At 72.6% G+C, this 20,550-nt stretch carries 18 protein-coding genes; 8 read left to right on the top strand and 10 right to left on the bottom strand.

Annotated features, from left to right (window positions below; translation table 11 throughout):
- Window positions 1-181: 181 nt before the first annotated feature.
- The 3 genes from FHS13_RS03385 to mtrA are packed head-to-tail and all read right to left on the bottom strand — an operon-like array spanning window position 182 to window position 4,423.
- Window positions 182-2,020 (bottom strand): LpqB family beta-propeller domain-containing protein, encoded by a 1,839-nt coding sequence (locus tag FHS13_RS03385; RefSeq protein WP_184287310.1) that lies wholly within the window; start codon window positions 2,018-2,020, stop codon window positions 182-184.
- Window positions 2,017-3,729, bottom strand: a complete 1,713-nt coding sequence (gene mtrB / locus FHS13_RS03390) for an MtrAB system histidine kinase MtrB (RefSeq protein WP_184287313.1) — start codon at window positions 3,727-3,729, stop codon at window positions 2,017-2,019. Before mtrB ends, FHS13_RS03385 begins: the two co-directional genes overlap by 4 nt.
- Window positions 3,730-3,745: 16 nt before the next feature.
- A complete protein-coding gene (mtrA, locus tag FHS13_RS03395; RefSeq protein ID WP_184287316.1) occupies window positions 3,746-4,423 on the bottom strand; it encodes an MtrAB system response regulator MtrA in 678 nt (225 codons plus the stop codon).
- 435 nt (window positions 4,424-4,858) lie between these two features.
- Between mtrA and FHS13_RS03400 the strand changes: the two genes are divergently transcribed.
- The 5 genes from FHS13_RS03400 to FHS13_RS03420 are packed head-to-tail and all read left to right on the top strand — an operon-like array spanning window position 4,859 to window position 10,413.
- Window positions 4,859-6,259 (top strand): glycerophosphoryl diester phosphodiesterase membrane domain-containing protein, encoded by a 1,401-nt coding sequence (locus tag FHS13_RS03400; RefSeq protein ID WP_184287319.1) that lies wholly within the window; start codon window positions 4,859-4,861, stop codon window positions 6,257-6,259.
- A complete protein-coding gene (locus tag FHS13_RS03405; protein ID WP_184287322.1) occupies window positions 6,256-6,888 on the top strand; it encodes a DUF4129 domain-containing protein in 633 nt (210 codons plus the stop codon). Before FHS13_RS03400 ends, FHS13_RS03405 begins: the two co-directional genes overlap by 4 nt.
- Window positions 6,885-8,072 carry a DUF4350 domain-containing protein gene (locus FHS13_RS03410; protein WP_184287325.1) on the top strand — a complete coding sequence of 396 codons (1,188 nt, stop codon included), beginning with the start codon at window positions 6,885-6,887 and terminating at the stop codon, window positions 8,070-8,072. The genes FHS13_RS03405 and FHS13_RS03410 overlap by 4 nt, the downstream gene beginning before the upstream one ends.
- Window positions 8,073-8,128: 56 nt before the next feature.
- Window positions 8,129-9,112 carry an AAA family ATPase gene (locus FHS13_RS03415; protein ID WP_184287328.1) on the top strand — a complete coding sequence of 328 codons (984 nt, stop codon included), beginning with the start codon at window positions 8,129-8,131 and terminating at the stop codon, window positions 9,110-9,112.
- A complete protein-coding gene (locus FHS13_RS03420) occupies window positions 9,112-10,413 on the top strand; it encodes a DUF58 domain-containing protein (RefSeq protein WP_184287333.1) in 1,302 nt (433 codons plus the stop codon). Before FHS13_RS03415 ends, FHS13_RS03420 begins: the two co-directional genes overlap by 1 nt.
- Window positions 10,414-10,496: 83 nt before the next feature.
- Here the strand turns inward: FHS13_RS03420 and FHS13_RS03425 are convergent, their stop codons facing one another.
- On the bottom strand, window positions 10,497-11,501 hold the full coding sequence (locus FHS13_RS03425) for a stage II sporulation protein M (protein ID WP_184287336.1): 1,005 nt from the start codon (window positions 11,499-11,501) through the stop codon (window positions 10,497-10,499).
- Window positions 11,502-11,615: 114 nt separating this feature from the next.
- On the opposite strand from FHS13_RS03425, the gene FHS13_RS03430 reads away from it, so the two are divergent.
- Window positions 11,616-12,416: an RDD family protein gene (locus tag FHS13_RS03430; protein WP_343064884.1), complete on the top strand. Its 801-nt coding sequence runs from the start codon at window positions 11,616-11,618 to the stop codon at window positions 12,414-12,416.
- A 4-nt stretch (window positions 12,417-12,420) separates the two neighbouring features.
- Here the strand turns inward: FHS13_RS03430 and ahcY (FHS13_RS03435) are convergent, their stop codons facing one another.
- Together ahcY (FHS13_RS03435) and ahcY (FHS13_RS03440) are read right to left on the bottom strand one after the other, a co-directional pair.
- Window positions 12,421-13,683, bottom strand: a complete 1,263-nt coding sequence (gene ahcY, locus FHS13_RS03435) for an adenosylhomocysteinase (RefSeq protein ID WP_184287342.1) — start codon at window positions 13,681-13,683, stop codon at window positions 12,421-12,423.
- Window positions 13,684-13,766: 83 nt separating this feature from the next.
- A complete protein-coding gene (gene ahcY, locus FHS13_RS03440; protein WP_184287345.1) occupies window positions 13,767-15,203 on the bottom strand; it encodes an adenosylhomocysteinase in 1,437 nt (478 codons plus the stop codon).
- 128 nt (window positions 15,204-15,331) lie between these two features.
- Here ahcY (FHS13_RS03440) and FHS13_RS03445 point away from each other — a divergent pair, with 128 nt between their 5' ends.
- A complete protein-coding gene (locus FHS13_RS03445) occupies window positions 15,332-15,718 on the top strand; it encodes a MerR family transcriptional regulator (protein ID WP_184287348.1) in 387 nt (128 codons plus the stop codon).
- Between the two features lie 100 nt (window positions 15,719-15,818).
- Window positions 15,819-16,955, top strand: a complete 1,137-nt coding sequence (locus FHS13_RS03450) for a hypothetical protein (RefSeq protein ID WP_184287350.1) — start codon at window positions 15,819-15,821, stop codon at window positions 16,953-16,955.
- Window positions 16,956-16,966: 11 nt separating this feature from the next.
- Here the strand turns inward: FHS13_RS03450 and FHS13_RS03455 are convergent, their stop codons facing one another.
- The 4 genes from FHS13_RS03455 to FHS13_RS03470 all read right to left on the bottom strand — a co-directional run bounded on the left by FHS13_RS03455 (window position 16,967) and on the right by FHS13_RS03470 (window position 20,508).
- Entirely contained in the window at window positions 16,967-18,259 is a 1,293-nt protein-coding gene (locus FHS13_RS03455) for a protein kinase domain-containing protein (RefSeq protein ID WP_184287353.1), read from the bottom strand.
- Window positions 18,260-18,365: 106 nt separating this feature from the next.
- The gene (locus tag FHS13_RS03460; protein WP_184287356.1) at window positions 18,366-18,542 is read right to left on the bottom strand and encodes a Trm112 family protein; all 177 of its coding nucleotides are present in this window, start codon (window positions 18,540-18,542) and stop codon (window positions 18,366-18,368) included.
- Between the two features lie 76 nt (window positions 18,543-18,618).
- On the bottom strand, window positions 18,619-19,971 hold the full coding sequence (locus tag FHS13_RS03465; protein ID WP_184287359.1) for a phosphomannomutase/phosphoglucomutase: 1,353 nt from the start codon (window positions 19,969-19,971) through the stop codon (window positions 18,619-18,621).
- A 156-nt stretch (window positions 19,972-20,127) separates the two neighbouring features.
- Complete coding sequence (locus FHS13_RS03470) at window positions 20,128-20,508, bottom strand: DUF3499 family protein (RefSeq protein ID WP_184287362.1); 381 nt, start codon at window positions 20,506-20,508, stop codon at window positions 20,128-20,130.
- Window positions 20,509-20,550: the final 42 nt, after the last annotated feature.

Raw genomic sequence — 20,550 nt, forward strand, 5'->3', positions numbered from 1 at the left:
TGGAGGGTGGTGGGTGACGGGCGAAACGACGACGGCCGGAGGCCGGCCCTTGAGGGTGGTGGTGGGTGACGGGCGAAACGACGACGGCCGGAGGCCGGCCCTTGAGGGTGGTGGTGGGTGACGGGCGAAACGACGACGGCCGGAGGCCGGCCTTTGAGGGTGGTGGTGGGTGACGGGCGGGCTAGCCGGGAAAGGTCGGCGAGCTTCCCTCCGTCACGTTCTGCCAGTTCATGCGGTCGTTGGAGATCCAGATGCTGCCCTCGTCGGTGCCCACGACCAGGGGCTGGCCCGGGGCTCCCGAGAGGCTGACCATGCCCGTGACCGAGTTGCCGACGCTGGCGGGCGGGGTACCGCCGTCCAGCGGTACCAGGAACGCCTGGGGCGTACCGCCCTCACGGCTGCCCAGAACGGCCAGCTGGTCGGCCGAGCGCCAGGCGATGTCGGTGACGTTCTCCAGTTCCTGGGCCAGGGTGATGAAGCCCTCCACCGAGACCTGGCCGTCCGCGTCGTGGACCACGCGGCCCAGCTTGAGCGACCTGCGCCCGTCGACCTCGGTGACCACGGCGGCGCGCGCCCCGTCGCGGGACACCCGGAAGTGCACGAGGGACTCGTTGCGCAGACCCGGCACGTCGACGCGGACCACCTGCTCGCCGCCGCGGAGGATCCACAGCTCCGTCGTCCCGGCCTCGGCCGCCTCCCCTCCCGGCTCTTCCTCCGGCTCCTCCTCGCCGCTCTCGGGGACCTCCTCGACCACCCACAGGTTTCCGCCCGCGTCCCACGACAGTTCGCTGAAGACACCGTCGTCCAGGACCTCGACGACCTGGGACCCGGGGCTGGTCCGGCTCGTCACGACCGTGCCCCCGCCCAGGGTGATCCCCGCGACGGTGCGCTCGTCCACCGACACCGCGAACCGCTCCAGTTGCACGTCGCCGGCGCCCAGTGGCCCGGGCACCCGCTCGGGCTCTCCGATCACGTCGCTGTCCCAGTCCGAGGCCGACCACAGCTGGCCCTCGTGCGTGTAGTAGGCGTGCACGTCCTGCGACACCGCACCCGGACCGACGCTCTGCCAGAAGTTGCTGGCCGGGCGCGGCCGCTCGGGGCTCTGCCCCTCGGCTCCGGCGAAGGCCACCTCGGAGCCGTTGACCCGGAGGGTGAAGTCCTGGACCTCGGGCAGCTGGCGCAGGGTCCAGGCGATCTGGGCACCCATCCTGAACTCGTCGCCGCCCGCCCTGCCGACGCTGACGACGGCCCGTTCCTCGTCCACCTCGACCGAGGTGGGCACCCCCTCGGCGAACTCCGTCCCCACGGAGGGTGCGAGCCAGTCGGTCGGCCCCTCCACGAGCTGCTGCAGCAGGCGCTCGGCCAGTTGGTCGGTGCTCACCGGCAGGTAGACCGGGTCGGGTACCAGAGCGCTGTCCTCCGCGTTGTAGTAGTACAGGTTGAAGGGCCGGTAGGTGCGCTCCACGTCGAGCCGGCTGAGGATGAGCTCGTCGGGCAGGCTCCGGATGCGCCACTCCCCCTCGGGATCGCCGTTCTCCCGGGCCAGGACGAAGGTCTCGTCGAGGAGCACCCCCGCACGGCTGGGCACGTACTTGCCGTTCTCGTCGATGGTGGCCACCAGCGGACTGCGCATGCGCACCGTGGCGGTGAGCCCGTCACCGCTGACCTCCGCCTCCAGGTCGACCGTGTTGAGGTTGTCGAAGACCATGACCGAGCCGCCGGTCCGCCACTCCTGCTGCGTCTCCGGGAGCATGTAGCTGCGGGCGGCCTTGTGGTCCTCCTCGAAGCTGCCCATGTCCTTGAGGAAGTCGCTGATCAGCCCTTCCGGTGCCACACCCGTCTGCGGACCGGCGGGCAGCAGGCGCACGTACTGGCCGTAGGGGTCGGCGGACGAGTCTCCGCCGTCGCTCGGCACCACGGGGCCGGTCGTGGGAACGCTCGCGCAGGACGCCAGGAGCAGGCACGAGGCGGCCGCGAGAGCGGTGCGGAGCACGGGGGCGCGGAGGAGGGGGCTGTTCAAGGGTTCTCCTCTCCCTCACGGGTGAAGTTGCGGCCCATCGCGAACTCCGGCGGGACCAGCGGCAGGGGGGAGCCCCGCAACTCGTCGCCGGACCTGCGGGGCAGGGACAGCCGGAACTGCGACCCCTGGCCGGGCATGCCCCACGCCTGGAGCCAGCCGCCGTGCAGCGCGGCGTCCTCCTTGGCGATGGACAGGCCCAGGCCGGTACCGCCGGTGGTGCGCACACGGGCGGGGTCGGCACGCCAGAAGCGGTCGAAGCACAGGTGCTCCTCCCCCTCCTTCAGGCCCACGCCGTAGTCGCGCACGGCGACGGCGATCGCATCGCGGTCCGCCGCCGCGGTGACCACCACGTCGCGCCCCTCGCTGTGCTCGATGGCGTTGACCACGAGGTTGCGCAGGATGCGGTTGATCCGGCGGGGGTCGTACTCGGCCGTGCAGGGATCGGCCGGCAGCCGCATGACGACCTTGATGCCGCGCTTCTCCGCGATCTGCTCGGCGTCGCCGACGGCCTTCACCACGGCGTCGCGGATGTCGGCGGACTCCGTGCCCAGGGTGGCGGCGCCCGCGTCGTGGCGGCTGATCTCCAGCAGGTCGGCCAGGAGCTCCTCGAACCGCTCCACCTGGCTCTGCAGCAGCTCCACCGAGCGGCGCATGGTGGGTTCCAGCTCCTCGCGCTCGTCGAAGAGCACGTCCCCGGCCATCTTGATCGTGGTCAGCGGGGTGCGCAGCTCGTGGGAGACGTCGGAGACGAACTGGCGCTGGAGCTTGGACAGCTCCTCCAGCTCCTGGATCTTCTCCTGGAGGTTGCCCGCCATGTCGTTGAAGGACAGGGCGAGCCGGGCGAGGTCGTCCTCGCCCTGCACCGCCATGCGCTCGGTGAGGTCGCCGGCCGCCAGGCGCTCCGCCGAGCCGGCCGCCGAGCGGACCGGATGGACGACCTGGCGGGTGACCACGAGCGCGATCAGCCCCAAGAGGACGACGAGGAGGGCACCGACCAGCACGACCGTGTGCTGGACCAGGTCGAGGATCTCCTGCTCGTGCTGGAGCGGGAAGACGTAGTAGAGCTCGTAGGCATGGGTGAGTTCGGCCCCGACGACCAGGGCGGGCTCCTCCGCTCCGTCCTGCTCGATGCGCGTGTAGGTGTGGTACTGCTGATCGCTCGTGGACTGGCGGATCTGGGTGATGAGGCGCTGGGGGACGCTGTTGTTCTCCCCGGTCGCCCATCCGGCCTCGTCGTCGACGGAGGGCAGGATGAACACGCCGAACTGGCCGGTGTCGCCGCTGCGGCTGGTCAGCTCGCCGACGATGTTGTAGAGCAGCCGGTCCCGGTCGACGGTCTCGCTCTCCTGGAGTTCGGCGAGCGCGTAGTTGAGCCCCGCCCGGTGGTCGCTGACGGCGGTGTCGATCTTGGCGTCGAGCAGGCCGCTGCGCACCTGGGAGACGAGCACGTAACCCAGGCCGAGCATGACCACCGCGGACAGCACCAGGGTGGTGGAGACGACCCTCAGGTGCAGTGAGCGGCGCCAGTTGGTGTGGACGCCGCGCACGAGGGCGCGGGCCGTGCGCTGGGCGAAGAGGTAGGCGCGGGTGAGCCCGGAGCCGGGCTCACCGCGCCGCCCTCCGGAGCCGTCGGCCCCGGAGGGCGGGGAGGTGGTACGTCGTGCTCCGAGGCCGGAGGCCCGCTCCTCCTCCGGTGCGGACGCGGTCATGGACGCTCCGCGCCGCTCAGGCGGTGCCGGCCTTGTAGCCGACGCCGCGGACGGTCACGACGACCTCGGGGTGCTCCGGGTCCTTCTCGATCTTGGCGCGCAGGCGCTGCACGTGGACGTTGACCAGGCGGGTGTCCGCGGCATGGCGGTAGCCCCAGACTTGCTCCAGCAGCACCTCGCGGGTGAAGACCTGGCGGGGCTTGCGGGCCAGGGCGACCAGCAGGTCGAACTCCAGCGGGGTGAGGCTGATCTGCTCGCCGTCGCGCCGCACGGCGTGCCCGGCGACGTCGATGGTGATGTCACCGATCTGCAGGACCTCGGGGGCGGGCTCCTCGGTGCGGCGCAGGCGCACGCGGATGCGGGCCACGAGCTCCTTGGGCTTGAACGGCTTGACGATGTAGTCGTCGGCGCCCGACTCCAGGCCGAGCACGACGTCGACGGTGTCGGACTTGGCCGTGAGCATGACGATCGGTACGCCCGACTCGCCGCGGATCTGGCGGCACACGTCGATGCCGTCGGCTCCGGGCAGCATCAGGTCGAGGAGGACCAGGTCGGGCTTGGTCTCGCGGAAGGCCTCCAGGGCCTTGTCACCGTCGTGGACGAACGAGGGCTCGAACCCCTCGCCCCGCAGCACGATGCCCAGCATCTCGGCGAGTGCGAGGTCGTCGTCGACAACCAGTACACGTCCCTTCATAGGTGTGTCCGGCGCCGGGCGTCGTCGCCGCCCCTGCGGGCGGTTTCGCGGCGCCTACTCCTCTCTTCGAACACTCAAGTGGCGTCATACGGTCCTGTGCGCCCTTGCCCGAGGCAAGGAACTGCCTCCGGTCCCCCTACCTTGCCATCTTCGGACGCGGCGAGGAGTGCGGTCGGTCCCTTTGGGCCCGATCGGGCTGTTTTCGACCCCGGCGGTGTCAGATCTGGCGGGGATGCGTTCGAAAACCGATGCGACTCGTCCTGTTGGTAACAGAAAGCATACAAAAAGAATGAAGTGAGTCGGTTGGGCACGTGCATGCACGGACACCGCCCGAGATCGCCGGAACCGGCCGGTAGGTTGGATCAGGACAGCATGTGAGCGCCGCGCCGAACCGATCGCGCAGTGTGACCGAACCCCACGGAGTGCGGAGGGCAGATGAGCCAGGAGGACGGCCACCGGGACGTGCCGGGGGAGAACCCCGGGGAATCGGCGGGCAGCGGAGCGTCCGAACCCGGTGCCGCCGCAGACGACTGGGCCGCCCCGGGCGGAGACGGGCGCCCGGCCTCGCCGCCGCCGGCCGCACCCGGCCCGGGGTTCGCGGCTCCCGGCTCGGGGCAGGCGCCCCCCGCCCCCTCGTACGGCGCACCGCAGCCCGGCTACGGACCGCCCGGAGCCCAGTGGCAGCAGGGGCAGCAGCCCCCGTACGGCCACGGGGCGCCGGGGGCGAACGTCCCCCCGGGTTACGGACCACCCGGAGCCCAGTGGCAGCAGGGGCAGCAGCCTCCGTACGGCCACGGGACGCAGGCCCGCCCGGCCGCGCCCCGGCCCGGTGTGGTCTCGCTGCGGCCGATGACCCTCGGGGACGTCCTCAACGGCGCGTTCACGCTCATCCGGCACAATCCCAAGACCATGGTCGGGCTCTCGCTGCTCGTCATGTCGGTCGCCGGAATCGTCAGCGCCTTCGGCATGACCGGTTACATGGCGGACTACGGCCTGCTCATGGAGCAGACCCTGGAGGACCCCTACTACTCCGACCCGGACAACCCGCTCGGCATCAGCGGCTGGTCGCTCCTCGGCCTGCTCGGGGGCAGCCTCCTCACCTCCCTGGGGCTCGCCCTGGTCACGGGCCTGCTGACCGTCGTGGTCGGCATGGCCGTCCTCGGGTACAAGCTCGGGCCGGGTGAGGCGTGGACGGCCGTACGCGGCCGGATCTGGCCGATCATCGGCCTGTCCGTGCTCCAGTCGCTGATCCTCTTCGCCGCCCTGACCGCGGCGGTCCTCGTCGGCTTCATCGGCATCTTCCTGAGCTTCGCCGTGGTCGCCGTGGGCAACGAGGTGGTCGGCGTCCTTCTCCTGTTCGCCTTCATCGTGGTGATGTTCGCGCTCGGCTTCGCCGTGTACTGGTGGTTCGCGGTGCGCATCAACTTCGCGATGAGCGCCCTCGTCCTCGAAGGCCTCGGCGTGGGCGGCGCCCTGGCCCGTTCCTGGCGTCTGACGGAGGGCAGCCGGTGGAGGGTGTTCGGCATCCTCCTGCTGACGACCATTCTCGCCTACTTCGTCGTGAACATCCTGGTGAGCCCGTTCCAGATCGGCGGCCTGCTCCTCTCCATGGGCTTCCCCGGCGTGCTGTGGGCAGCCGTCGTCGCCGGCGTGCTCTCGTTCGCGGGGACCACTCTCGCCCACGCGATCACCGCACCGTTCCAGGTCGGCGTCTCCACACTGCTCTACGTCGACCTGCGCATGCGCCGTGAGGGGCTCGACCTGAAGCTGCACAGCGCGGTGCAGTCCGGCCGGGCCGTCGGTCCGGAGATCTACCTCCCGGGGCACTCCGCGTGAGCGCCTCCTCGCCGACCGCCCGGGAGGTGACCGGGGAGGAGGGGCGCGAGCGCGCCCTGCGCGAGCTCGGCGACCCCGTGTACAGGGAGGCCGAACCCTCCCTGATCGACCGCTTCCTGAACTGGTTCTGGGAGCTGATCGGCAGCATCCCGGTAGCGGTCCCGGGGGTGGGCGGCACCTGGGTGACCGTCGCCTTCCTGCTGGTCCTGGCCGCGCTCGTGGTCTGGCTGGTCGTCTGGCTGCGCCCCTCGCGCACCCGGCGCGCCGAAGGGGCCGTGCACGAGAGCACCCCGCGCTCGGCCGCCGACCACCGGGCCGCGGCCGAGCGGCACGAGGCCGCGGGCGAGTACGCGAGCGCGATCGCGGAGCGGATGCGCGCCGTCAGCGTCGACCTGGAGGACCGGGCGATCCTCACCCCGCGTGCCGGACGCACCGCCACCGAGCTGGCGAACGAGGCCGCGGCGGTCCTGCCCGGTCTGTCCGAGGCCCTGCACGGAGGCGCGCAGGTCTTCAACGACGTGGTCTACGGCGATCGCATCGCCACGGCCGAGGCCGCGGCCGCCCTGCGTGAGCTGGACGAGCGGCTGCGGGCGGAACGCCCGGCCGCCGCCGAGGAGGAGAGCCGATGACGACCGCCTCCCCCCAGGTACCGACCGAGGCGCCCGGGTCCCGGGCGCGCGGGGCCTGGCACGCCCTCCGCTTTCCCCTCGCCGTGGCCGCCGTCCTGCTCACGGTCTCGGTCCTGGCGTCGCTGGGCAGCGAGCAGTTCCCCACCGGCCATCTGGAACCGGGCAGCGTCGAGCCGGACGGCACCCGCGCACTGGTGAACGTGCTGCGCGAGGACCGCGAGGTCGAGGTCGTGCGCTCCTCCGAGGCCGCCGCGGAGGCGGTCTCCGGGGCCGGTGACGCGGTACTCGTGCTGACGATGGACCACCGGCTGCTCCCCGAGGAGCTGGAGCGGCTGGCCGGCCTGGGCGCCGACACCGTCCTGGTGCAGCCGGGGGTCAACACCCTGGAGGCCTTCGCGCCCGGGGTGGAGGTCTCCGGCCGCAGCGACGGGGAGTCCCTCCTGGGAGGGTTCTCGGGGGCCGGCCTGGAGCCGCACTGCGACCTGCCCGCGGCCGCGGCGGCGGGCCCTGTGCACCTCGACGGCGAGCTGTACACCGCTTCCGCCGGCACCGGCTGCTATCCCGGCGGTACGGGGGACGCACTGGTCCGGGTGGAGCGGGACGGTGCCGCCATCACGGTGCTGGGCACCGGTACTCCCCTGGTCAACGACGCGCTGGACCGGGCGGGCAACGCCGCGCTGGCCCTCAACGTCATGGACGCCGACACCGTGGTGTGGCTGCGGCCGGACCCGCCGCAGCAGGAGGGCGGTGCGAGCCCGGTGGAACTGCTGCCGCCGGGCCTGCGCTGGTCGCTCCTTCCACTGCTCCTGACACTGGCCCTGCTCGCCCTGTGGCAGGGACGGCGTCTGGGTGCCCTGGTCCCCGAGGCCCTGCCGGTGGTGGTGCGGGCCTCGGAGACCACCGAGGGGCGAGCGGGGCTCTACCGGTCCCGCCAGGCGCGCGACCGCGTGGCGTCGGCACTGCGCTCGGGCTTCCTGGAGCGGAACGTGCCCCGGCTGGGCCTGGGTGCGGACGCCTCCCCCGCAGCGGTCGTGTCGGCCCTGGCCGACCGCACCGGTGACGCCCCGGAGGAGCTGCGGGCACTGCTGTACCCCGGTTCCCCCGACCCCTGGACGGCCGACGACGAGGCGCTGCTCCGGCTCGCCGACGGGCTCGACGAGCGGGTCCGCAGGCTGCAGAGATGACCGGTTCCTTCCGGAGCCGCGAAAGTATTTCAGGTATCGAGAGAGGTAGACGGCACGTGAGCGCCATCACACCCGAGTCACTGCCATCCGCCGACGAGGCGCGGGCGGCGCTGGTCGCCCTGCGCCGCGAGGTGGCCAAGGCGGTCGTGGGCCAGGACGAGACGGTGACCGCCCTGGTCGTGGCGCTGCTGTGCCGCGGCCACGTGTTGATGGAGGGTGTGCCGGGTGTCGCCAAGACGCTGCTGGTGCGCACCGTGTCGGCGGCCCTGTCCCTGGACCACAAGCGGGTGCAGTTCACCCCGGACCTGATGCCGGGCGACGTGACGGGGTCGCTGGTGTACGACCAGCACACCGCGAAGTTCGAGTTCATCAAGGGCCCGGTGTTCACCAACCTGCTGCTGGCCGACGAGATCAACCGGACGCCGCCCAAGACGCAGGCGTCCCTGCTCGAGGCGATGGAGGAGCGGCAGGTCACCGTGGAAGGGAGCCCGGTGGCGCTGCCGGACCCGTTCATGGTGGCCGCGACCCAGAACCCGGTCGAGTACGAGGGCACCTACCCCCTGCCCGAGGCGCAGCTGGACCGGTTCCTCCTCAAGGTGACCGTTCCCCTGCCCGACAGAGCCTCCGAGGTCGGCATGCTGGGCCGCCACGCCGCCGGGTTCGACCCGGGCGACCTGCGGGCCGCGGGCGTGGAGCCGGTGGCGGGGGCCGCCGAGCTGAGGGCCGCGCGCGCCGCGGTCGAACAGGTCCGGGTGGCGCCCGAGGTGCTCGGCTACATCGTGGACCTGTGCCGGGCCACCCGGCAGTCGCCGTCGCTGCAGCTGGGCGCGTCCCCGCGCGGTGCCACCGCGCTGCTGCGCACCAGCCGGGCGTGGGCGTGGCTGTCGGGTCGCGACTACGTGACACCCGACGACGTGAAGGCCCTGGCCAAGGGCACTCTGCGGCACCGGATCTCGCTGCGGCCGGAGGCGGAGCTGGAGGGTGCCACCACCGACGGAATCCTGGACGGGGTGCTCGCCTCCGTCCCGGTGCCGCGCTGATGGCGGTCACCGGGCGGGCGGCCCTGCTCGCGCTCCTCGCGACGGTCGCGGTGGCCTTCTCCGGCCTGCTGGGTCCGCAGGCGGCGGGTGTCGCCGTGGCCCTGGTCGTGCTGCTGGTGGCGCTGGACGTGCTCCTGGCGGCGAGCCCGCGGGCGATGCGGCTGTCCCGCGAGGGGGACACGTCGCTGCGTCTGGGCGAGACCGCGACGGTGTACGTGATCGTCACCAACCCCACCCGGCGGCGCCTGCGCGGCCTCGTGCGCGACGCGTGGCCGCCGAGCGCACACGCCTCCCCGCGCAGCCACCGGCTGAGGGTGGACCCGGGCGAGCGGCGCAGGGTGGCGACGGAGCTGACCCCCACCCGGCGGGGCGACGCCCACGCCGCCGGGGTGACGGTGCGCAGCATCGGTCCGCTGGGGCTGGCAGGGCGCCAGCGCACACTCCGGGCGCCGTGGACGGTCCGGACCCTGCCGCCGTTCCACAGCCGCCGCCACCTGCCCGGAAAGCTGTCGCGGCTGCGGGAGCTGGAGGGGCAGCACACGGCGATGGTGCGCGGACAGGGCAGCGAGTTCGACTCGCTGCGCGACTACGTGCCCGGGGACGACGTGAGGTCCATCGACTGGCGGGCCACCGCGCGCGGCGACGGCGTGGTGGTGCGCACCTGGCGGCCCGAGAGGGACCGGCGCATCCTCGTCGTGCTGGACACCGGGCGCACGTCGGCCGGCCGGGTGGGCGACACCCCGCGGCTGGACCACGCCATGGACGCCGCGCTGCTGCTGGCGGCGCTGGCGGGCAAGGCGGGCGACCGGGTGGACTTCCTGGCCTACGACCGGCGCGTCCGGGCTCAGGTACGCGCCTCGGGCCGGGGCAGTCAGGTGAGCCGGATCGTGGAGGCCATGGCGCCGCTGGAGGCGGAGCTCGTGGAGTCCGACCCGGCCGGGCTGGTGGGCACCGTCCTGGGGACGCAGGGGCGGACACGGCGGCTGGTGGTGCTGCTGACCGACCTCGACCCCGCTTCCCTGGAGGAGGGCCTGCTGCCGCGGCTGTCCGCGCTGACGTCGCGCCACCTCGTGATGGTGGCGGCGGTGCGCGACCCCGCCGTGGACGCGATGGCCGCCGAGCGCGGCACCTCCACCGCCCTGTACCGGGCGGGCGCCGCCGAGCGGACGCTGGGCGCGCGGCGCCGGGTGACGGCGGAGCTGCGCCGCATGGGTGTGGAGGTCGTCGACGCCGATCCCGAGCACATCGCCCCGGCCCTGGCCGACGCCTACATCAACCTCAAGGCCCAGGGCCGCCTGTAGGGGCCGTGGTCCTGTACCCGTGGCGCACGTCCGCGTGAGCCGGAGGTACGGGACCGCGGGGCCCGCGCGCAGGACCGGGTGCCTCAGGCGACCGGGACGGCCTCCGGGGCGTTCTCGATGTCGCCGGTCTCGCCCTCCTGGGCGGCCTTGCGTCCGACCGTGAACACGTACAGCAGGAAGAGCGCCTCCGCCAGGACACCGATGCCCAGGGCGACGGGGACGGGGATGTGCCCGGCGACCATGTTGCCCGTGACCAGGCCCTCGATGAGCCCGGAGACGAACAGCACCACCGCCAGGCCCAGCGCCGCCGCCACGGCGGCGCGGCCCTCCTCGCCGAGGGCGCGCAGGCGCGTGCGGTCGCCCGGGGCGATGACGGTCCACCCCAGTTTCAGGCCGATACCGCCCGCGACGAAGACCGCGGTCAGTTCCAGCAGCCCGTGCGGCAGGATCATGCCGAAGAACACGTCGGCCTTGCCGTAGGCGGTCATCATCCCGGCTGCGAGGCCGACGTTGACCGCGTTGAGCCCCATGACCCACAGGGTGGGCAGGCCGAGGAAGACACCGAAGATGATCGCCTGCGCCGCGACCCAGGCGTTGTTGGTCCACACCTGCGCGGAGAAGGAGGCACGGGGGTTCTCCACGTAGTAGTTCGCGAACTCGAACTCGACGTACTGGGACACGGTCTCCGGGGTGCCGATGGCGTGCAGCACGTCGGGGTTGGCCGCGACCCACCAGGCCGTGGCCCCGGCGAGCGCCACGGCCCCCGCCGTGGTGCCGATCCACCACCAGCGCAGCCGGTACAGGATGGCGGGGAACACCCGGGTGAAGAAGCCGGCGGCGTCCTTCCAGGCGGACGCGTGCGCCCCGGTCACCGCGGAGCGGGCCCGCGCCACCTTGGCGGACAGCCGGCCCACCAGGGCGGGGTCCTGGCCGGAGGAGCGCACCACCGACAGATGGGTGGAGACCCGCTGGTAGAGATCGACGAGTTCGTCGATCTCCTCGCCGTCGAGCGACCGGCGCCTGCGCACCAGCTCGTCCAGCCGTTCCCACTCCCGGGCGTGCGCCGCGGCGAACACGTCGATATCCACGCAATGGACCCTACCGGGTCCCGTCCGCGCGGCGGAGACCGGCGCGAACCCGGTCCCGGGCGGCGGGTAGTGTCGGGTGGACAGGTTCCCGACAGCCCCGAGGAGCGAGTGCCGGTGTCCTATCCCGTCCACGGCCAGGGCCACGACGGCGCGTACGGCGCGACGCCCCTGGTCACAGGTGACGCGGTGGTGCTCGACCTGCGCCCAGCGGGTTTCGCCACCAGGGCCGTCGCTCTGGTCATCGACATGATCGTGCAGATCGCGCTGATCGTCCTGCTGACCACGCTGACCCTGTGGATGGGCACGGAACTGGACCCGGCGGCCGTCGCCGCGATCAGCCTGGGCGGCACGATCCTCGTCTTCGTGGGCTACCCGACCGCGTTCGAGACCGTCTCCCGGGGCCGCTCCCTCGGCAAGATGGCGATGGGCCTGCGCGTCGTGGGCACCGACGGCTCCCCCGAGCGGTTCCGCCAGGCCCTCGCCAGGGCCCTGGCGTCGTTCGTGGAGGTCTGGATGACCTCGGGCGTGATCGCCCTGATCGTGTCGATGCTGAGCCGCGACGGCCGCCGTGTGGGCGACTTCGTGGCGGGCACGATGGTCGTGGAGGAGCGCGCCGGACGCGCCCGTGAGGAGGCCGTCCCGATGCCGCCGCAGCTGGCGGGGTGGGCGGCCGGCGCGGAGCTGGCCCGCCTGTCTCCGGAGACCGCGGCCGCGGCCCGCCAGTACGTGCTGCGCTACGCGGAGCTGGCCGAGTACACCCGCTACGAGATGGGTGCCCGCCTGGCCGACGAGGTCGCCGCCCAGATCAGTCCTCCCCCGCCGCCGGGCACTCCTCCGCCGTACTTCCTCGCCGCTGTCCTCGCCGAGCGGCGCCGCCGCCACGAGGCCGCCCTCCCGCCGCACCTGCCGCGGTGAGCCGTCAGGGGTGCCAGGAGCGCAGGTAGGCCTCCTGGTCGGGGGTGAGGGTGTCGATGCCCACCCCCAGCGCGGCCAGTTCCAGCCGGGCGACCTCGCTGTCGAGCTCGGCCGGGACCTCGATCACTCCCGGTGCGAGGCCGGCACGGCTGCGGGCCAGCCACTCGGTGGTGAGGGCCTGCACCGCGAAGGACATGTCCATGACGGCGGCCGGATGCCCCTCGGCCGCGCCCAGGTTGACCAGGCGCCCCTCGCACAGCAGCAGGAGGCGGCGGCCGTCCGCGAGCACGTACTCGTCGGCGTGCTCGCGCACACCGCGGTGGACGGACACGGCCGCGGCGTCGAGCGCCGCGAGGTCGATCTCCAGGTCGAAGTGGCCGGAGTTGACCAGGATCGCACCGTCCTTCATCCGGGCGAGGTGCTCACCCCGGACGACGTCGCGGTTGCCGGTCGCGGTGACGAACACGTCGCCGACCGGGGCCGCGTCGGCCATGGTCGCGACGGTGTAGCCCTGCATCGCGGCGTCGAGGGCCTTGACGGGGTCGACCTCGGTGACGACCACCCGGGCCCCCATGCCCCGGAGCCGTTCGGCCAGGCCGCGGCCGCAGTAGCCGAACCCCGCGACGACCACGGTGCGTCCGGCGAGCATCGCGTTGGTGGCGCGCAGGATGCCGTCGACGGTGGACTGCCCGGTGCCGTACCGGTTGTCGAACATGCGCTTGGTGGCGGTGTCGTTGACCGCGACCATGGGCAGCCGCAGCTCCCCCTCGGCGCTCATCCGGCGCAGCCGGATCACCCCGGTGGTCGTCTGCTCGCAGCCGCCGATCACGTCCTCCAGCAGCTCGGGGCGCAGGGCGTGCACCGCGTGGACGAGGTCGCAGCCGTCGTCGAGCAGCAGATGGGGGCGCGGTTCCAGGACCCGGAGCAGGTTGCGGTCGTAGGTGGCCGGATCCATCCCGGCCCACGCGTGGACCGAGATCCCGTACTCGGCGACCAGCGCGGCGGCGGTGTCGTCCTGGGTGGACAGCGGGTTGGAGGCCGCCAGCCACACCCGGGCCCCGCCCGCGCGCAGCGCCCGCAGCAGGTTCGCGGTCTCCGCGGTCACGTGCAGGCACGCCGCGATCCGCAGGCCCTCCAGGGGCCGCTCGGCGGCGAAGCGCTCACGCACGCTGCGCAGCACCGGCATGGAGCGCTCCGCCCAGTCCACCCGGCGCACGCCGGCCGCCGCCAGCCCGAGGTCGGCCACCTCGTGCGAAGGTTCAGTCACTCTGCCGCCTGTCGTCCCGTTCCGGCCTGAACCGGCCCCTCCGGGCGCCCGCGGCGTCCGGAGGGGCCGGATGTCCGCACCGATCAGTAGCGGTAGTGGTCGGCCTTGTAGGGGCCCGCCACGTCGACGCCGATGTAGGCGGCCTGCTCCTTGGTGAGCTCGGTCAGCTTGACGCCGAGCGCGTCCAGGTGGAGGCGGGCGACCTTCTCGTCGAGGATCTTCGGCAGCGTGTACACGCCCACCGGGTACTCGTCGGTCTTGGTGAACAGCTCGATCTGCCCGATGACCTGGTTGGTGAAGCTGTTGGACATCACGAAGCTCGGGTGCCCGGTGGCGTTGCCCAGGTTGAGCAGGCGGCCCTCGGACAGCACGAGGACGGAGTGGCCGTCGGCGAAGGTCCACTCGTGGACCTGCGGCTTGATCTCCTTCTTGACGATGCCCTCGACCTTGGCCAGGCCGGCCATGTCGATCTCGTTGTCGAAGTGGCCGACGTTGCCGACGATGGCCTGGTGCTTCATCCGGGCCATGTGGTCGGCCATGATGACGTTGAAGTTGCCGGTGGTGGTGATGAAGATGTCACCGGTCTCGACCACGTCGTCCAGGGTGGTGACCTGGTAGCCGTCCATGGCGGCCTGGAGCGCGTTGATCGGGTCGATCTCGGTGACGATCACGCGGGCGCCCTGGCCGCGCAGCGCCTCGGCCGCGCCCTTGCCGACGTCCCCGTAACCGCACACCACGGCGACCTTGCCGCCGATGAGCACGTCGGTGGCGCGCATGATGCCGTCCGGCAGCGAGTGGCGGATGCCGTACTTGTTGTCGAACTTGCTCTTGGTGACCGAGTCGTTGACGTTGATCGCCGGGAACGCCAGGACACCGTTGCGCTGCATCTCGTACAGGCGGAGGACACCGGTCGTGGTCTCCTCCGTGACGCCCTTGATGCGCTTGGCGATGGCCGTCCACTTGCCCGGGTCCTTCCGGAGACTCTCGGCGAGCAGCCTCAGGACGACCGCGAACTCCTCGCTGTCGGCGGTGGAGGGGTCCGGGACGGCGCCGGCCTTCTCGTACTCGGCGCCCTTGTGGACCAGCATGGTGGCGTCGCCGCCGTCGTCCAGGATCATGTTGGGGCCCTCGTCACCGGGCCAGGTGAGCGCCTGCTCGGTGCACCACCAGTACTCCTCCAGGGTCTCGCCCTTCCAGGCGAAGACCGGGACGCCCTTGGGGTCGTCGGGGGTGCCGTCGGGACCGACGACGACCGCGGCCGCGGCGTGGTCCTGGGTGGAGAAGATGTTGCAGCTCACCCAGCGGACCTCGGCGCCCAGGGCCACCAGGGTCTCGATGAGGACCGCGGTCTGGACGGTCATGTGCAGGGAACCCATGATGCGGGCGCCCTTGAGCGGCTTGCTGTCCCCGTACTCGGCGCGGGTGGCCATGAGGCCGGGCATCTCGTGCTCGGCGAGCCGGATCTCGTCGCGTCCGAAGTCGGCCAGGGACAGGTCGGCGACCTTGAAGTCGAAAGCCATGCGTTCCTCACTCGTGATGGTCGTGGCTCCCCCGATTCTAGGTGCGAAAGCCTCCCACCAGGCCGAATCTGACGCTTCATTGTCAGATCGAGGGGTTCCCGGCGCCGGTCTCGGCTAGGCTCGGTCCCATGGCCCTCGACGACTCCGCCCCGCGCAGCGGTCCCGTGCCCATCTCCGCGGCGGCCGAGCGGACGGGCATCACACCGCGGATGCTGCGCTACCGGGAGGGGCTCGGGCTCCTGCCCCGCACCCAGGAGCCGCCCACCGGCCGCGGGCACCGGCACCGCCGGTTCACCGAGGAGGACCTGCGCACCATCGAGACCGGCCTGGAGCTGGAGCAGGAGTTCGACATCCCGCCGACCGCGCTGGCGTTCGCGCTGCGCGTGCTCTCCGAGCCCGAGGTCCTGGCCCGGGTCCGCGCCCACGGCGAGCGGCTGGGCCGGCTCGCACCCGCCCCCGCGCGCGCCCTCGACTACGAGAAGCAGAAGGCCATGCGCCTGCTCGGCCGCCCCTGAAACGGCACGGAGGGTACGCCCCCGGTGATGGCCGGTAGCGGCCACGCCGTGTGCCCCTCCCCCATGTTTTGGCGGAGCGCCGGGCGGCTACGGAGACAAGGTGGATACCCTACGCCGCGGCGCGGACCCGGAGCGGCTTCCGGAGCGCGTACGCGAAGAGCTCACCGACGTCGACCGGCTGCGGGAGATCTGGACGCAGCACCGGCAGGGCCGGCCACGGGAGGAGCACGAGGCGGCACGGCGGGACCTGGTCCGGCGCCGCGTCCGCGAACTGGGCGGCGGCCCCGAGCTGGCCGACCTCCTGCTGTCCGCGACCGCGAAGGAGGCGGCGGCGACGCCGGTCACCGCCGGGGTCGTGGCCGAACTGGCCGAACACGTCCGCGCGCTGCCCGGGGCCGGACCCTACCGCTCCCCCGAGCACCGACTGGACGAGGGCCGTGCCGGGGCCCTGGCCGAGGCCGCGGCCCTGCCCGTGCATCCGGTGGTGCGCGCCGCGCACGTGTACGCCGAGGCCGAGGCCGCCCTGGAGGAGATCGAGGGGGCCGGGGACGGGGAGTGGCTGCTCCCGTGGGTGCTGGCCTCCCTGGTGCTGCGGCGTGCGGGCCTGCCTCCGCTGCTTCCCTGCCGCCCGCCGTCGTTCACCGGGCGCGGTCCGGTGGAGGGCTTCGCCGGAACGGTGTCCCGCTTCGCGCACATGGTGACCTGGACGATGCGCGAGGAGTTGAGCTGGGCGCCCGGGGACGCCCCTTCCTCCGGGGCTCCGGTGCCGCCTCTGGCCGCGGTGATCCGGCGCCGCCTCGCGGAGCACCTGCGCTCCCGGAGCGAGGCGGTCGCGCTGATCCTGCGGGCGCTGGATCCGCAGACCCGCACCTCGGTGCGCTCCGGAGGTTCCGACTCCCCCGGCCCGGACAGGGCGGACGCCCTGTCCGCCGCCCGGACCCTGCTCACGCCGGGCGCCGCGCACTGGTGGAACGTCCTGGAGCTGTCCGTGGGCGATGCCTCGTTGGCGCTGACCGTGGTCGTCCAGGAGATCGGCCGACCGCGCACCGGTGTCCTGGCGGTCACCGCCGACGCCTGTCTGACCACACCCGAGGGGGCCCGCGACATCCCGGACGTGTCCGGGGCGGAGGGGGTGACGGCCATGCCGACCGACTCCGCCGACGAGCGCTGGCCGCAGATCCGCGACCTGGTCGACGAGGCGGTCTCCCGCGCCATGAGCGAACTGACGCAGGTCTGACCCCCGCCGGGTCAGGTGCTGACCGCGATGAGCACCAGGACCAGTAGCAGGATCACGATGGTGATCAGCACCGCCGGGACCACCCAGCCCTGCTGGAGGATCGAGTCCCCGTCCTGCTGCGGCGGACCGGTCATGCCCGGCCTGGCGTAGGTCTGGTTGGGGTTCATGGCGCCCGGGTGCGGCTGCTGCGGGTAGTGGGGGCGGGCGGGCACGCCCGTGCCCGGCTGCGGTGCGCCCGGGTAGCCGGGCCTCGGGCGCGGGTCGGAGGCCCCGGGGTGGACGAAACCGGGGCGCGGGTCCGAGATCCCCGGATGTCCCGGCATGCCCATGGCTCCCGGCCTGGGGTCGGAGATCATCGGCGGGTTGCCCCCCGTGGAGGGACCGGTGCCGTACGGCGGGCGGAACGACTGCTGGCCGCCGGTGAAGAGTCCGGTCTGGGCGATCTTCTCCCCCTGGCGGACGGCGTCGTCGGTGGAAGGGGCCTCGCCACCGCCGTCGTCGTGGCCGAGCAGGCGCATGAGGAGCTTCTGCGCCGAGGGCCGGTTGTCGGGGTTCTTGTCCAGGCACGACTCGACGATCGGCCGCATCGCCTCGTCGACCCCGTCCAGGTCCGGCGGCGCGCTGACGACGCGGTGCACGACCGCCGGGACCGTGTCGGAGCCGAAGGGCGCCCGGCCGGTCGAGGCGAACGCGATGACGCAGCCCCAGGCGAAGATGTCGCACTTGTCGGTGATGCCGCGGCCCTCGATCTGCTCGGGCGCCATGTAGGAGGGCGTGCCCACGATCGAGTTGGTCATGGTCGCGGTGCCGTCGTCGACGCGGGCGATGCCGAAGTCGATCACGCGCGGGCCGTCGGGGCCCAGCAGCACGTTGCCGGGCTTGAAGTCGCGGTGGACGATGCCCGCCTTGTGGATGGCCACCAGCGCGGTGGCGGTGGAGACCGCCAGCCGCTGGAGCGAGGAACCGCGCAGGGGGGCGCCCTTGGCGACGGTCTCCTGGAGGTCCTTGCCCTCCACGAACTCGCTGACGACGTAGGGCGGATCACCGTCGAGGCGGGCGTCGATGATCGCCGCGGTGCAGAAGGAGGCCACCTTCTGGGCGGCGCGGACCTCCTTCTCGAAGCGTTTGCGCAGATCGCTGTCGCGGGACCACTGGTCGTTGAGGACCTTGACCGCGACCTGCTCCCCGGCGGGGTCCTCGGCCAGGTAGACGATGCCCTGCCCGCCCTTGCCCAGCCGTCCGGTCACGCTGTAGGAGCCGAACGCCGTGGGATCACTCGGCTGTAGCGTTTCGGGACCGGGCATCTGTGTCCTCCGGGAGGTCGGGGGTGAGCGGGGCGGCACGAACAGGGTACGGCTTGCGGGGGTGTACGGCGATCCGTCCGCCGCACCCCGCGCCTTCCGTCCCCCCTCAGCCGATCCTGCGCGCCTCGTCGACCAGCAGGACCGGGATCCCGTCCCGGATCGGGTAGGCCAGGCCGCTCTCGTCGCAGACCAGTTCGTCGGTCTCGGGGTCGTGGCGCAGCGGGGCCTGGCTCTGCGGGCAGGCCAGGATCTCCAGGAGCCAGCCGTCGATCTTCGTACTCATCGGTCCTCGTTCCTCCTGTGGTGGTGGGGGCGGGCCCGCGGCGCACCGCGGCCGCCCGCCCCTCCATGATGCCCGGTCAGGCCCGGACGATCGCCAGGACCTCGTCGCGCAGGGACGCGACGGCGTCGTCGTCGGCGGCCTCGACGTTGAGCCGCAGCAGGGGCTCGGTGTTGGAGGCGCGCAGGTTGAACCAGGAGCCGTCGGAAAGGGTGACGGTCAGCCCGTCGAGCTCCTCCACGGTGGCGCCGTCCCGCCCGGCGAAGGACTCGCGTACGGCGGCCATCCGACCGGGGGCGTCGGCGACCTCGGAGTTGATCTCGCCGGAGGAGGCGTAGCGCGAGTACTCCTCGGTGATCTGCGACAGCGTCCGCTCGTCGGTGCCCAGCACACGCAGGACGTGCATCGCGGCGAGCATGCCGGTGTCGGCCCGCCAGAAGTCGCGGAAGTAGTAGTGCGCGGAGTGCTCCCCTCCGAAGACGGCCCCGGTCTCGGCCATGGTCGCCTTGATGAAGGAGTGGCCGACCCGGGTGCGGACGGGCTTGCCGCCGTGCTCGCGCACGATCTCGGGGACCGCCTGGGAGGTGATGAGGTTGTGGATGACGGTCCCGCCGGGCTCGCGTGCCAGCTCCTGCACCGCGACCAGGGCGGTGATGGCGGAGGGCGGCACGGCCTCTCCGCGCTCGTCGATGACGAAGCAGCGGTCGGCGTCCCCGTCGAAGGCCAGGCCGATGTCGGCGCCGGTCTCGCGCACCTTGGCCTGGAGGTCGACCAGGTTGTCCGGGTCGAGGGGGTTGGCGGGGTGGTTGGGGAAGGTTCCGTCCAGCTCGAAGTAGAGGGGGACGACCTCCAGCGGCAGCCCCTTCTGGAGGACGGCCGGGACGGTGTGGCCGCCCATGCCGTTACCCGCGTCGACGACGACCTTCAGCGGCCGGATCCCGGAGAGGTCGACGAGCTCGCGCAGGTACGCGGCGTACCCGGGGAGCAGGTCCTGTTCGGTGACGGTGCCCGCCGGGCCGTCGTGGGCGGGTACGCCCTCCTCCGCCAGGCGCCGGATCTCCTCCAGTCCGGTGTCGCCGCTGATGGGCGCGGCACCGGCACGGCACATCTTGATGCCGTTGTACTGGGCGGGGTTGTGGCTGGCGGTGAACATCGCGCCGGGCAGGCCGAGGTGGCCCGAGCCGTAGTAGAGGAGGTCGGTGGAGCCGAGGCCGGCCGACACCACGTCGATGCCCTGGGAGGTGACGCCCTCGGCGAAGGCGGCGGCCAGCTCCGGCGAGGAGGGGCGCATGTCGTGGGCGACCACGACGGCCGGCCCGCCGACGACCCGGGCGAAGGCCGCCCCGATCGCCCGTGCCACATCCGCGTTCAAGGTGTCCGGAATCACACCGCGTACATCGTATGCCTTGAAGATGCTTGCCAGGTCTGCCACGTCGTCTCCGGCCCGGTAGGTCCTGCTCCAACGTTCGTCCCGCGCGCGGTGGCCGCGCGCGCTACAAACCTAGCAAGGGGCCCTTCCGGCTTCTCGCGGGGACGCGAGACCTTGGTCACCGCTCCGCCGGGGACGGCCGCGCACCCGGATCGGGATCTAGGGTCGGGGGTCCGGGCGGCCGGGATCGGACCTGACCACGCGGAGGTGGCCGCGGCGCAAGGTCTCGGCACCCTCACCGGCGGTGTCGTCGGACGGGCGCACGGGTGGCCGCGCCGCCTCACGTACGGCGTCCGCGAGGGCCTCCAGGTCGTCACTTCCCGGACCTCCGCCCGCGGTCTCGACGGGGAGCCGCACGACCTCCCAGCCGCGCGGGGCGGTCAGCCGGTCGGCGTGCATGGCGCACAGGTCGTAGCAGTGCGGTTCCACGTAGGCGGCGAGCGGGCCGAGGACGGCCGTCGAGTCGGCGTAGACGTACGTGAGCGTGAAGACGGCGGGTTGCCGGCAGGCGGTTCTCGAGCAGCGTCGAACAGGGCTCACAGCGTTCGACTGTATGCCTTTACCGAGGGACACGCCAGCATC

Source organism: Nocardiopsis algeriensis (assembly GCF_014203695.1).
In the GTDB taxonomy this organism is placed as follows: Bacteria; Actinomycetota; Actinomycetes; order Streptosporangiales; family Streptosporangiaceae; genus Nocardiopsis; species Nocardiopsis algeriensis.